Source organism: Streptomyces mutabilis (genome assembly GCF_014649815.1).
Lineage (GTDB): Bacteria > Actinomycetota > Actinomycetes > Streptomycetales > Streptomycetaceae > Streptomyces > Streptomyces mutabilis.
In genome coordinates this window covers 263,970-276,301 of the sequence record NZ_BMTT01000003.1, presented here as the reverse complement: position 1 = coordinate 276,301, position 12,332 = coordinate 263,970, and the positions used below count along the sequence as shown (strand labels likewise).

Annotated in this window: 10 protein-coding genes and 2 pseudogenes; 5 read left to right on the top strand and 7 right to left on the bottom strand. The window is 74.3% G+C overall.

All coding sequences use genetic code 11. The features are described 5' to 3' along the window. Positions 1 to 32: 32 nt before the first annotated feature. Positions 33 to 345 (top strand): annotated as a pseudogene (locus IE142_RS09480) (MFS transporter); the annotation flags it as partial. A 194-nt stretch (positions 346 to 539) separates the two neighbouring features. On the opposite strand, the gene IE142_RS09475 reads toward IE142_RS09480, so the two are convergent. Beyond that, positions 540 to 686, bottom strand: a complete 147-nt coding sequence (locus IE142_RS09475) for a hypothetical protein (RefSeq protein ID WP_107063994.1) — start codon at positions 684 to 686, stop codon at positions 540 to 542. Positions 687 to 857: 171 nt separating this feature from the next. Between IE142_RS09475 and IE142_RS09470 the strand changes: the two genes are divergently transcribed. Then, a complete protein-coding gene (locus IE142_RS09470; RefSeq protein ID WP_191885270.1) occupies positions 858 to 1,031 on the top strand; it encodes a CsbD family protein in 174 nt (57 codons plus the stop codon). A 72-nt stretch (positions 1,032 to 1,103) separates the two neighbouring features. On the opposite strand, the pseudogene IE142_RS09465 reads toward IE142_RS09470, so the two are convergent. The 3 genes and pseudogenes from IE142_RS09465 to IE142_RS09455 form a co-directional block, all read right to left on the bottom strand. After that, positions 1,104 to 1,259: pseudogene (locus IE142_RS09465) on the bottom strand (chitosanase); the annotation flags it as partial. Between the two features lie 17 nt (positions 1,260 to 1,276). Beyond that, positions 1,277 to 4,027 (bottom strand): SpoIIE family protein phosphatase, encoded by a 2,751-nt coding sequence (locus IE142_RS09460; protein ID WP_191885269.1) that lies wholly within the window; start codon positions 4,025 to 4,027, stop codon positions 1,277 to 1,279. Positions 4,028 to 4,115: 88 nt separating this feature from the next. Beyond that, a complete protein-coding gene (locus IE142_RS09455; protein WP_191885268.1) occupies positions 4,116 to 6,671 on the bottom strand; it encodes a SpoIIE family protein phosphatase in 2,556 nt (851 codons plus the stop codon). A gap of 234 nt (positions 6,672 to 6,905) precedes the next feature. Between IE142_RS09455 and IE142_RS09450 the strand changes: the two genes are divergently transcribed. Then, a complete protein-coding gene (locus IE142_RS09450; protein ID WP_191885267.1) occupies positions 6,906 to 8,252 on the top strand; it encodes a glycoside hydrolase family 10 protein in 1,347 nt (448 codons plus the stop codon). Between the two features lie 187 nt (positions 8,253 to 8,439). Continuing rightward, positions 8,440 to 8,937, top strand: coding sequence for an ATP-binding protein (locus IE142_RS09445; protein ID WP_229830322.1), 498 nt, complete (start codon positions 8,440 to 8,442; stop codon positions 8,935 to 8,937). A gap of 9 nt (positions 8,938 to 8,946) precedes the next feature. On the opposite strand, the gene IE142_RS09440 is transcribed toward IE142_RS09445, so the two are convergent. Then, complete coding sequence (locus IE142_RS09440) at positions 8,947 to 9,312, bottom strand: STAS domain-containing protein (protein WP_191885266.1); 366 nt, start codon at positions 9,310 to 9,312, stop codon at positions 8,947 to 8,949. A gap of 163 nt (positions 9,313 to 9,475) precedes the next feature. On the opposite strand from IE142_RS09440, the gene IE142_RS09435 reads away from it, so the two are divergent. Beyond that, complete coding sequence (locus tag IE142_RS09435; RefSeq protein ID WP_229830340.1) at positions 9,476 to 9,754, top strand: hypothetical protein; 279 nt, start codon at positions 9,476 to 9,478, stop codon at positions 9,752 to 9,754. A 348-nt stretch (positions 9,755 to 10,102) separates the two neighbouring features. On the opposite strand, the gene IE142_RS09430 is transcribed toward IE142_RS09435, so the two are convergent. Together IE142_RS09430 and IE142_RS09425 are read right to left on the bottom strand one after the other, a co-directional pair. After that, a complete protein-coding gene (locus IE142_RS09430) occupies positions 10,103 to 11,689 on the bottom strand; it encodes a glycerol-3-phosphate dehydrogenase/oxidase (RefSeq protein ID WP_191885265.1) in 1,587 nt (528 codons plus the stop codon). Next, positions 11,686 to 12,303: a TetR/AcrR family transcriptional regulator gene (locus IE142_RS09425; RefSeq protein WP_191885264.1), complete on the bottom strand. Its 618-nt coding sequence runs from the start codon at positions 12,301 to 12,303 to the stop codon at positions 11,686 to 11,688. Before IE142_RS09425 ends, IE142_RS09430 begins: the two co-directional genes overlap by 4 nt. Positions 12,304 to 12,332 lie beyond the last annotated feature (29 nt).

Here is a 12,332-nt window from a genome sequence, read left to right as displayed (position 1 = left end):
GGCGATCGCGCCCACCCACGAGGGGAGCCCCGGTGCACCGTCCGGACGACCACCCGGATCCGAACCGGTGGCTGGCCCTGTGGGTGACGCCGGTCGCCGGTTTCATGACCCTGCTGGACGTCACGATCGTCGTCGCGGTCGCCCTGCCCTCCATGCAACGGGACCTGCACGCCTCGACGGCGTCGGTGCAGTGGGTCGTGTCCGGCTACGCCCTCGCGTTCGCCCTGACGCTGGTCGCCGCCGGCCGGACCGGGGACACGTCCGGCAGGCGCCGCGTCTTCCTGGTCGCCCCTGGCCGCGTTCGTCGTCTTCAGCGCCGCGGCCGGGGCCGCACCCGGCGCCACCCGCGACGACTTCCGTGAGGCGGTGGCCCTGCCGGTCGGCTCCGGTGTCGCCGCCATGCTGCGCGCGCTGACCGTCGCGGTCCTCGACCTGCGGCGGGCACCGCACGGGCTGCGCTGGGCGGTGCCCGCCCGAGAGGTCCCGCAGCCGCGCCCACGCGGGTCAGGGCTGAGGGGGCGCCGGCGCGGCCCGGCCGCTCAGCGCCGCTTGCCGAACTTCCGCAGCATCTGCTGGGCCTGCGCCCGCCGACGCGGGTCCGCGGCGGCCCGGCGCACCTGCTCCGTCGCCCGGCGGCCTTGCGGGCTGCGCGCGAACCGCTTGATCCGGTCCAGTACTCCGGCCATGACGTTCCTCCGAGTCGACTACGGGTCCTACGGTTCCTTCGGGTCTTCCCTGCCGACCGCCTACCCCGCCATCGCCCGGTCACCCCGCGCGCCGCCGCCGGGTTTCACTCCGCCGTGCCGGGCGACCCGCAGGGCAGGACATCGCAAGCGAACGCCGAGAGGTGAGCCACAATGGCCGGCAACCAGAAGTCCAAGGCCAAGGCGGAGCAGGCCAAGGGGAAGGCCGAGGAAGCCGTCGGCCGTGCCGTCGGCGACGAGCGCAGGACGGCCGAGGGCCGCGCCGAGCAGACCAAGGGCGATGCCCGGCAGGCCAAGGAGAAGGGCAAGGACGTGTTCCGGCACTGACACCGGAACCGCGCGGGCCGCGGCACCCGGCACCGGCCGGTTCCGCGGCCCGTGTCGTGCCCGGCGGCGGGGTCAGCCGATGCGTCCCCGTAGTGTGCCGATGCAGGGCGGGTTCGGGTCCAGGTTTCCCTCGTTCAGGAAGACGCGTTGCGCCGTGCCTACCCGGCCGGTGTCACCGTGCGCCTCCTGCTGCCTCGTTGGCCGCACCCTCGCGTCCGAGAAGGCATGACCGCCGCGGCGCCCCCTCAGGTCGCCGGCTGCTCCGCCCAGATGACCTTGCCGGCCGGTGTGTACCGGGTCCCCCAGCGCTCGGCGAGCTGCGCGACGAGGAAGAGGCCGCGGCCGCCCTCGTCCGTCATGGCCGCGTAGCGCAGGTGCGGCGAGGTGCTGCTGCTGTCGAACACCTCGCAGATCAGGGTGCGGTCCCGCACCACCCGGACCTGGACGGTCTCACCGCCGTACCGGATCGCGTTGGTGACCAGCTCGCTGAGGATCAGCTCGGTCGTGAACGCCAGCTCGTCCAGCCCCCACTCGGCCAGCCGCCGGCTGACCTGGGAGCGGATCTCGCCGACCGCCGCCGGGTCGTTCGGGACCTGCCATTCGGCCACCCGGTCGGGACCGAGCGCGTGGGTGCGGGCCACGAGCAGGGCGATGTCGTCGCCCGGCCGGTCCGGGAGGCGGGCGTCGAGGACGGTCCGGCAGGTCTCCTCCGGTGACTCGCCGGCCGTCTCCAGCGCCTGGCGCAGATGTTCGAGGCCGACGTCGATGTCGTGTTCCCGGGTCTCGACCAGCCCGTCGGTGTACAGCACCAGCCGGCTGCCCTCCGCGAGGTGGAGCTCGGTCGTCTCGAACGGCAGGCCGCCCAGCCCCAGCGGCGGACCGGCGGGCACCTCCGGGAACTCCACCGTGCCGTCGGGCCGGATCAGTGCCGGCGGCGGATGACCGGCGCGTGCCGTCACGCAGACGCCGGCGACGGGATCGTAGATGGCGTAGAGGCAGGTCGCGCCGGTGACGGGGGCGCTGTCGTCGGCCGCCTCGTCCTGGTCGATGCGGCCGACCAGCTCGTCCAGCAGGCCGAGCAGCTCGTCGGGCGGCAGGTCGAGCGAGGTGAAGTTGTGCACCGCCGTCCGCAGCCGCCCCATGGTGGCCGCCGCGTGCAGCCCGTGGCCGACCACGTCACCCACCACCAGGGCCACCCGCGCCCCCGACAGCGGCAGCACGTCGAACCAGTCGCCGCCGACCCCCGCCTGCGCGGGCAGGTACCGGTAGGCGATGTCGAGGGCGTTCTGCTCGGGCATCCGCCGCGGGAGCAGGCTGCGCTGCAGGGTCACCGCCATGCTGTGCTCTCGGGTGTAGCGGCGTGCGTTGTCGATGGAGACCGCGGCCCGCGCGACCAGTTCCTCGGCGAGCGCCAGCTCGTCCTCGTCGAACGGCTCGGGCTTGACCGAACGCCAGAAACTGACCACCCCGAGCATCAGACTGCCCGCCCGCAGCGGCACGGTGATCAGTGAGTGGACGCCGTACTCCACCACCTGTGCGGAGCGTTCGGGGTCCTGTGCCTGCCAGCCCGGGGCCTCGTCCAGGCGGGGTTCGAGCACAGGCCGGCCCGTGTCCAGCGAGCGGCCCTGCGGGGAGGAGGCCACGAAGCGGATCTGCCGGCCCACCGGGTAGAGCGGGACCTCCTCGCGGATGCCGCTGAGCGCGGCGCGGCTCAGCGGGGCCGCGCTCCCCGGCTGGCCGCCGGCCAGCACGGCGTCGAACAGGTCCACGCTGACGTAGTCCGCGAACCGGGGCACGGCCAGCTCCGCCAGTTCCTCGGCGGTGCGGGTGACGTCCAGGCTGGTGCCGATGCCCACACCGGCGGCGTACAGGATGTCCAGGCGCTCCCGGGCGGTCTCGGCCCGTCCGGACAGGGCCCGCAGCTCGGTCGAGTCACGGAGTGTGGCGACGCTGCCCGCGGGTCCGCCGCGTACGTCCGTGGGCCGCTGGTTGACCGCCAGCAGCCGGTCCTTGACCAGGTGCACCTCGTCCGTGGCGACCCGGCCGGAGGCCAGCAGCGCCGCTGTGTCGTCCGGCAGCCCGAGGTCCAGGACGTACCGTCCCTCGGCGTCGGCGGGCAGGTCGAGCAGGCGCTGAGCCTCGTCGTTGGCGAGCAGCAGACGGCCGTCGGGACCGGCGATGAGCACGCCCTCCCGGACGCTGTGCAGCACGGCGTCGTGGTGTTCGTACATCCGGGTCATCTCGTGCGGCCCCAGGCCGTGCGTCTGCCGCAGCAGCCGCCGGCTGACCAGCGCGGTGCCGGCCGTCGCCAGGGCCAGTCCGACGCCCGCCACGATCAGCACCAGGGGCAGCTGCCGGTCGGCGGCGCCGCCCACGTTCTCCGTGGTGATGCCGGCCGACACCAGGCCCACCACCTCGCCGTCGGGCGTCTCGACGGGCACGACGGCCTGGACCAGCGGGCCGATGGTCCCCTCGATCTCCTCGGTCACCGTCTCTCCGGCCAGGGCGGGAGCGATGTCCCCCACGAACTGCCTGCCGATGCGGTCGGGCACGGGGTGGGTGTACCGGATGCCGTCGGTGTTCATGACGACGACGAAGTCCACGCCCGTCGCCCTGCGCGCCGCCTCGGCCCGGGGCTGGAGCACGGCGGTGGGATCGGGGCTGCGCAGTGCCTCGCGGATGCCGGGGGAGTCGGCGAACGTCGCGGCCACGGCGACGGACCGGTTGCGGGCCTCCACCTCGCTGTCGTGCCGCACCTGGAGCACGAGCGCGACCGCCGCCGCCACCACGAGCAGCAGCACGATGAACACGTTCATGGCGAAGACCTGTCCGGCCACACTGCGCCCGGACAGGGCGGAGCGCAGCGCCGCCGCGCGTCCTCGCCGTCCCGCGCCCGCCCCTCGCCGTGACCGGTCCGCGTCTCTCCGGACCCGGGCGAGCGAACCTCTGGGACGACGGGGTGACCGCTCTCCCGATCGACCCATCAGTCGGACCATGCGCCCATGTCTACACTGCCGGGCCCGAGGAGGCGAGGGGTGCCTCCGGTGACGGAAGGGCCCGGCCCGGGCCGCGCGGGACCCCAGCTCACCGGGGACTCCGGTGCCGCGAGCGGCGGGTGGCGAGCAGCAGGGCGATGTCGTCGGGGCGGTCCCTGGCCTGGCGGGCGGTGCCGGTGAGCCGGTCGGCGACGTCCGCCAGCGACCGGGTGCCCGAACGTGCCCCGGACGCGTCGGTGCCGGCGAGGGCCAGACCGAGGGCGGCGATGCCGTCGTCGATGTCGGTGCCGGGCCGCTCCACCAGCCCGTCCGTGTACAGGGCGAGCACGGCGCCGGGCTCGACCCGGAACTCGGTCAGCGGATACGGCGTGCCGGGGTCCACGCCGAGCACCATGCCGCCGGGCAGGTCCAGCGTCTCGGTGCGTCCGTCCGGGTGGCGCAGCAGCGGCGGCGGGTGCCCCGCGCGGGCCGCGCGGGCCCGTCCGGTGGCCGGGTCGAGCCGGATGTAGCAGCAGCTCGCGAACAGGCCCGGGTCCAGATCGGCCAACAGGTGGTTGACGCCGCCGAGGACCTCGTCGGGCGGTCGGTCCCCGAGGGCGAAGGCGCGTACGGCGCTGCGTAGTTGGCCCATCGTGGCCGCCGCCGGCACGCCGTGCCCCTGCACGTCGCCGATGACCAGGGCCATGCCGTCGCCGGAGGCGACGACGTCGTACCAGTCCCCGCCCACGTCCATGCCCTGGGTGCCGGGCAGATAGCGCCCGGCGGTCTCCAGCAGCGGGTGCGCCGGGAGCCGGCGGGGGAGCAGTGCCCGCTGCAGCCCCCGGGCGAGCGCGGTCTCGGACTCGTACCGCCTGGCCTTCTCCATCGCCTGGGCGATCACCCCGGCGAGGGCAGTGAGCACCGCGCGCTCCTCGGTGCCGAAGCCGCGGGCCCGGTCGAAGCCGAGGATGCAGGAGCCGACCGGGCGGCCGGAGGCGATCAGCGGCAGGAAGGCGCGGGCGCCCTCCGTGGCGTCCAGCGGGATGCCGGGGTAGGCGGCGGCCAGCGCCTGCATGGAGTCGAAGAAGAGCGGACGGCCGCTGGTGAGCGTCTCCACCCCGGGCAGCCGGGCGTCCAGTGCCACCCCCTCGAAGGGCGCGAGGAAGCCGGGCGGGAAGCCCGTCTCCCACGCCAGGTACAGGTGCCGCTCCTGGAGCAGGTAGATGGCGAGCCGGCGGCCGCCGAACGCCGGCAGCAGTTCCCGTACGACCACGGCGGAGACCTGGCGGGCGGTGACCGCCTCGGTCAGGGCCAGGGCCAGGACGATGGGCCGGTACACGGGTGGCGTGGTGGCGACGCCGGCGGGTGCGGGTTCCTGGGTTCCGGGCACCGCTTCCGGCGTGCCGTGCTCGGCAGTGAGACCGGCGGACGCGTCGGCCACCCGGTTGGCCGGACGGACCGTTCCCGTCAGGAGGTCCCGGCCGGGATGCACGGAGACCGCGAGCCAGTCACCTTCGTAGGGCTGCGGGGTGGCCCGGCGGCTGTCGTCGGGCGGGCGCCGGACGTGGAAGTGGACCGGGTCCGGCGAGAGCAGGGCGCCGCGCAGGTGGTCCTCGTAGCCGGCCTGGTCCAGCCAGGGCACGGCTTCCCACAGGGAGTGGCCGAGCAGCCGGGACCGGGGCAGGCCCAGCAGCCGGGCGGCGCGCGGATTGGCGTAGACGATCGTGCCCGTCCGGTCCAGGCAGAACACGCCGTCCGGCAGCAGGTCGGCGGCGGCGTCCGCCACGGTGCCGTCCGAGGGCTCGCGTACGACACCCCGTACGGGGCCGCCGGCGAGGGGCGCCGCCGGCGGCCTCCACAGTTCCACGAGGCGCAGCGCGCCGTCGGCGGCGCGCACGTACAGGGGCAGCGGGGGCGGTCCGCCGTCGGCGGTCTGCCGCAGCGCCGCGGCGACCCGGTGCCCGTCGTCGTGAGCCAGCGCGCCGGTGAGCGCGTCGAGGGTGATGAGGGGGTCGTGGGCGTCCTCCGCCACGCCGAGCAGGTCGCACAGCGGCTGGTCGACGGTGACGGCGCCGGTGGCGGGGTCCCAGGCGAAACTTCCGGCGCGCTGCGGGTGCCGTGCGGACGGCGGCGGCCGCAGGCACAGCGGTTCTCCGTCCCAGACCGCGGGCGGCGCCCCCCGGTCCCCGGCCGACCGCTCGAGCCCCGCGCCGAGCTCCCGAGCCAGTTCTTCCATCCGGTCCACGCCCTCCAGCAACTCGGCGGTGTCGGAGACGGAGGGCCGCAGTACGGTCAGGACGCCGTACGTCCGCGCCGCACCGGCGACGGGCACGTACAGGGACCCGAAGGGGAACGGCAGGCCGGCCGCGAACTGCGGGTAACGGCGCATCGTCTCGACCGCGTTGGGCAGCACCACCCGCACGCCGAGCCGGTAGGCCTCGGCCATGGGGAACGCGCTGTCGTTGTGCAGCCGCCACCAGGGTCGGAAGAGCGGCCCGGGCAGTCCGGCGAGTACGGCCAGCCGCAACAGGCCGGGCGTGCGGGAGGGCAGGTAGACCCCGCCCGCGTAGCCACCGGCGGCGCCGATCGCCCGCGTGGAGGCGTCGACGAGCAGCGCCGTCAGCCTCCTGGGCGTCCGGCCTGCGTCCTCGGCGCCTGCACTCATCGGCCCCACCTCGTCCGTGCGCCGTCACGCGGGCGACACAGCAAGAATGCGCCACCCCACCTGGGTGCCGCACGCGGTCGGGCCGCACGGGTGACCGTGACGGGGCGTTGACCTCGCGGACGGGAGTCCGTAACCTCCTCCGCGACATTCGGAAATCGTTCCGAAACTTTCGGAGTGCGGCTTTCCCCGAGCGGCTCCGAACGGCTCCCACACCGATTCGAGGAACGGGATGGCATGCGCATGACTTTGCTACGTCTGTCGAGAGCGGCCACCGCCGCGCTCGTCGCCGGGGCGGCACTGACGGCCGCGGCGCACTCCGCCGAGGCCGCAGAGGCCGCCGACACGCTCGGCTCCGCGGCAGCGGCCCAGGGTCGCTACTTCGGCACCGCCGTCGCGGCGAGCCACCTCGGCGAGGCCGACTACGTCTCCACGCTGAACCGCGAGTTCAACTCCGCGACCCCCGAGAACGAGATGAAGTGGGACGCCACCGAGCCCACCCGCGGCACCTTCACCTTCTCGGCGGCCGACCAGGTGGTGGACCACGCACAGGCCCAGGGCATGGACGTCCGCGGCCACACCCTCGTCTGGCACTCCCAACTGCCGTCCTGGGTGGGCGGCCTGGGTGCGGCCGACCTGCGCAGCGCCATGAACAACCACATCAACCGCGTGATGGGCCACTACAAGGGCCAGATCCACAGCTGGGACGTCGTCAACGAGGCGTTCCAGGACGGCGGCAGCGGAGCGAGGCGCAGCTCGCCCTTCCAGGACAAGCTGGGCGACGGCTACATCGAGGAGGCGTTCCGCACCGCCCGCGCCGCGGACCCGGCCGCCAAGCTCTGCTACAACGACTACAACACCGACGGCGTCAACGCGAAGAGCACCGCCGTTTACACCATGGTCAAGGACTTCAAGTCGCGCGGTGTACCCATCGACTGCGTCGGCTTCCAGGGCCATTTCAACAGCAACTCCCCGGTCCCCTCCGACCTTCGGGCCAACCTCCAGCGCTTCGCCGACCTCGGCGTCGACGTGCAGATCACCGAGCTCGACATCGAGGGATCCGGCGCCGCCCAGGCCGACAGCTACGCCCGCGTGGTCGAGGCCTGCCTCGCCGTGGACCGCTGCACCGGCATCACCGTGTGGGGCGTCACCGACAAGTACTCGTGGCGCAGCAGCGGCACCCCGCTGCTGTTCGACGGGAACTACGCCGCCAAGCCCGCTTACCACGCCGTCCTGTCCGCACTCGGCGGTTCGGGCGGCGGCGGGAACCCGGGCGGGGGTACGGCGACCTGCACCGCCACCTACACCAGGACCGCGGACTGGAGCAGCGGCTACAACGGCCAGGTCACCATCACCGCGGGCAGCGAGCCGATCGGCTCCTGGGCGGCGACCGTCACCTTCGCCTCGCCGCAGCGGGTCCAGGCCACCTGGAACACCACGCCGACCTGGAGCGGCAACGTGATGACGGCGCGCCCGAGTTGGAACGGCACCCTGGCGGCCGGCGCGTCGACCAGCTTCGGGTTCACGGTGGCGAAGAACGGCAGCGACGCCGCGCCCGTCGTGGGCGGCTGCACCGTTTCCTGACCCGCCCGGCGCACCGGGCCGCCGTCACCCCGAGGTGTCGGAGGCGGCCCGGTGCGCCTCGTGGCGACCGCCGCCGTGCCCGCGAGCGACCGGGACGGCGTCCTTTCCGGCGCAGTCGGTCCAGGGCTGTCCGAAAAACGGCGCGTCCGGCGGAAGTTGGGGCAAAGGGGCTTTGACAGGTGCCCCGGTGCGTATCGTGAAGGGCCGGGGCCTGCGCTTTCCCTACCCGGCCCCGGACCGGACGGTGAAACTCTGTATGACTCCGGCGCACAGACCCGATGCCGCGGACGCCTCGGTCGTGTCCTCGGTGGTGGAGTTCAGGGGCGGATCGGCGATGATCCCGGCCTCAAGGGACGTCGTGCACGGCTTCGTGGACCGGCTCGGGGAGCGGGGTGTGGATCTGGCCGACAGCTTCCTGGACGCCGCCCGCCTGGTCGCCAGTGAACTGGTGACGAACGCGCTCCGGCACGCGCCCGGGCCCTGCCGGCTGGAGCTGACCCTGGTCGACGACGGCGTGGAGATCGCCGTGTCGGACACGGGGGAGGGGTACCCCACGTTCTTGCCCCGCGATCCCCTGCGGGTCGGCCGGCACGGGCTGGAGATCGTGACGCGCCTGTGCGACGAGGTCATCACCAAGCCGAACGCGACGGGCAAGACGGTCTACGCCCGCCTGCCGCTGCGCTGACGCCGGGACTCAGGCGGCCAGGGCCTGCTCGACGGTGGGGAAGCAGTCGATGAGGGTGTCGACCCCCACGAGCCGCAGTACGCGCTCGACGGCAGGCCGGGGTGCGGCGAGCCGGAACCAGACGCCGCGGGTCTCGGCGGCCTGGTGGGCGGAGATGAGCACGTTGATGCCGCTGGAGTCCAGGAAGGCCACCTCCCCGAAGTCGACCACCGTGCCCGGCGCCGTGCGCACGCAGGACAGCAGCACGTCGCGGAGCTGACTGCTGCCGTCGAGGTCGACCTCCCCGGCGATGCTGACGACGCTGACGCCGTCGCCCGTGGTGGTGCGGGTTATCAGCAGCCGCTCCGGTACCGCCGCTCCCTCGATGTCCGCCACGCTTTCCTCATCTCCCACATGTGCCCGGCCCGTCGTCGGTGGCTCGATGTTAGGCCCTGCGCGGCCGGCGCGGGCCGGTTGCGCACAGGCCGGGGCGCCGCGGGACCCGTGGCTTCGGGTTCGGCGCGCGAGAAGGCGTTCCTCTGACTACGGTCGAGGTGTGGTGGCTCACACATTCGAGGAGCTCGTGCACAAGCGTCGCGCGGCGGACCAGGCACGCCACCGGGTCGAGACGCTGCGGGACTCGTACGGGCCTCCCACACAGCATCAGTGGACCCCGCGGCAGTCGAACACCTACGAGACCGCCGTACGGGCCTGGCGCGACCTGGACCGGGACGCGCAGACCGCGATGACGGAGTACGTGAAGGAGGGTGGTCAGTCCCGGCACAAGATCGAGGCGAAGGTCCGCAAGGCCGTCCAGGACGGAGGTCAGGGCACCTGACCGACGGTGGCTGTCCGGCCCGTGAACGTGCCTTCGGGCCCGTCCGACTGTTCCGGAACGTCCGGCACGTCGGGGAGTCCCGCATCCGATCGGGTGCGGGACTCCCCCGCTGTTCGGGAGCGTGGTCACCCGCCTCAGGTCGAAGCCCGTCCGCCGGCCCGCCCGGACTCACGGGGTTACGAGCCTTGTGGCCGGGTCGGCTCGCCGGTCCTTCGCACCGGCTGGGGCGCCCGGGTCGGCCGGCGGTTCGGACCGCCCGGCCATCCGTGGTGCCGGCCCGGCCTGGCGTCGTGCGTGCCCGTCGGCGCCGGGCGAGCGCCGTGCGTGCCCGTCCGTGTCGGGCGTGTGTCACGCCCGCCCGGCCATCGCCTCGCCCACCAGAGCACGCGCCGCGTCCAGTGCCGCCGCCCGGTCCTCGTGAACCAGGCCGATGCGGGTGCGGCGGTCGAGGAGGTCGGACTCGTCGAGGGCTCCCTCGTGGCGCAGCGCCCAGACGAGTTCGGCGCCGGTGACCGGGTGGTCCGCGAGGACGCGCTCGCCGAGCCGGGGGTCGCGGGCGGCGAGGGCGTGGACGGCCGGTGCCTCGGTGCCGTAACGGTGGACCAGGCGGCGCGGCGCCCGCAGTGCGGACAGGGCGTGCGGTGCGGCGGCGCCGACCAGTGGCAGCGCGGCGGTGGGGGACGGGCCGGCGTCGAGGCGGCGGGCGGCGACGGCGGCGTCCACGGCGTCCTCGGCCATGCGCCGGTACGTGGTGAGCTTGCCGCCGACCACGGTGATCACGCCCTCCGACGAGGTGAGCACCGCGTGCCGGCGGGAGATGTCCGCCGTGCGGGGAGCACCGTCGGACCGGTCGGCGGACGTCGTGTCCAGCAGCGGACGCAGACCCGCGAAGGCCCCCACCACGTCCTCGCGGTGCACGGGCGCGTCCAGCACGGAACCGAGCACGTCCAGCAGGAAACCCACGTCGGTCTCGGGCACCTCGGGAACGTCCGGGACGTCCCCGTCCACGGGCTCGTCGGTCAGACCGACGTAGACCCGCCCGTCGCCCTGGGGCAGGACCAGGACGAAGCGGTTGGTCTCCCCGGGGACCGGCACGTGCAGGCCGGCGGGCAGCGGGCCGAGCCGGTCGGAGCGCAGGACCAGGTGGGTGCCGCGGGAGGGCCGGACACGGATGCCGTCGACGAGGGCACCGGCCCACACGCCGGAGGCGTTGATCACCGCGCGGGCGCGGATTTCGCCCTCCTCCCCGGTGAGTTCGTCGCGTATCCGGGCCCCGGCCGCGGTCAGTTCCAGTGCCCGCGTCCGGGTCAGTACCCGGGCTCCGCGCGCGGCGGCGGTCCGGGCGAGCGCGGTCACCAGGCGGGCGTCGTCCGTGAGCCGGCCGTCCCAGGACAGCAGCCCGCCGCGCAGCCGGTCGGAGCGCAGGGCGGGGGCCAGGTGACGGGTCTCCACGGCGGACAGCCGACGGGGCGCGGGCAGCGTGGCCCGCGCGGTGCGCGCCGCCAGCCGCAGGGTGTCGCCGGCCCGGAACCCGGCCCACGCCAGCGCGGCCTGCCCCCGGGAGACCAGCGGCGTCAGCGGCAGCACGAACGGCTGGGCGTGCACCAGGTGGGGCGCGGTGCGTTCCAGCAGCACCCCGCGCTCGACCGCGCTCTCGTGAGCCACGTCCAGCTGCGCGGAGGCGAGGTAGCGCAGGCCGCCGTGGATCAGCTTGGAGCTCCAGCGGGAGGTGCCGAAGGCCAGGTCGTGGGCGTCCACGGCGATCACTCTCAGACCCCGGGCCGCGGCGTCCAGGGCGGCCCCGGCGCCCGTCGCGCCGAGCCCGACGACCAGGACGTCCACGACGGGGCCCCCCACCGCCTCGGTGAGCTCGCGCGAGCGCCGCGCGGCGGACAGGGAGGCCCCGGCGGCGGGGCTGCTGCTGGTCGGGCTCATGGTGCGAGGGTCCTCTCCAGGATGGTGCGCAGTTCCCCGAGGAAGGCCGCGGGGGTCAGTTCGGCTTCCTCCTCGTCGGTCATGGTGCGGAGCGACAGGGCGAAGGACTGGACGATCAGCAGTACGGACCGTGCCTGCCGTCCGGTGTGGGCCGGGCGCACCGACCCGTCGGCGTGCCCCTCGGTCAGCGCGCCGGCCAGCAGCCCCAGCAGAGCCTCCTGGCTCGCACCGCGCCGGTCGAGGACGTAGGGCAGCAGGAGCTCGGGATCGACGTCGACGATCTTGCGGAAGAGCGGATGCGCGCGGAACGCCTCCACCCCGGTCACCAACCCCTCGACGATGCGCGGGCGGGTGTCCAGGTCCGGCCGCGGCTCGGGGATGGCCCCGGTGGCCACCGCGATCCACTCGCGGGTCATCAGGTCGCCGACCAGGGTCCGCACGTCGGGCCAGCGCCGGTACAGCGTCATCCGGGAGACGCCGGCGCGGCGGGCCACGTCGGTCATCGTCGTGCGGCGGACCCCGACGGCAAGCACGCAGTCGCGCACGGCGTCCAGCACCGTGTCGTTGTCCGAGGTGTTCTGCCGTCCCGAGTCGTTGTGACAATTAGGCGTCATGTGTAACAGTGTAACGCCCGTGAGGCCGC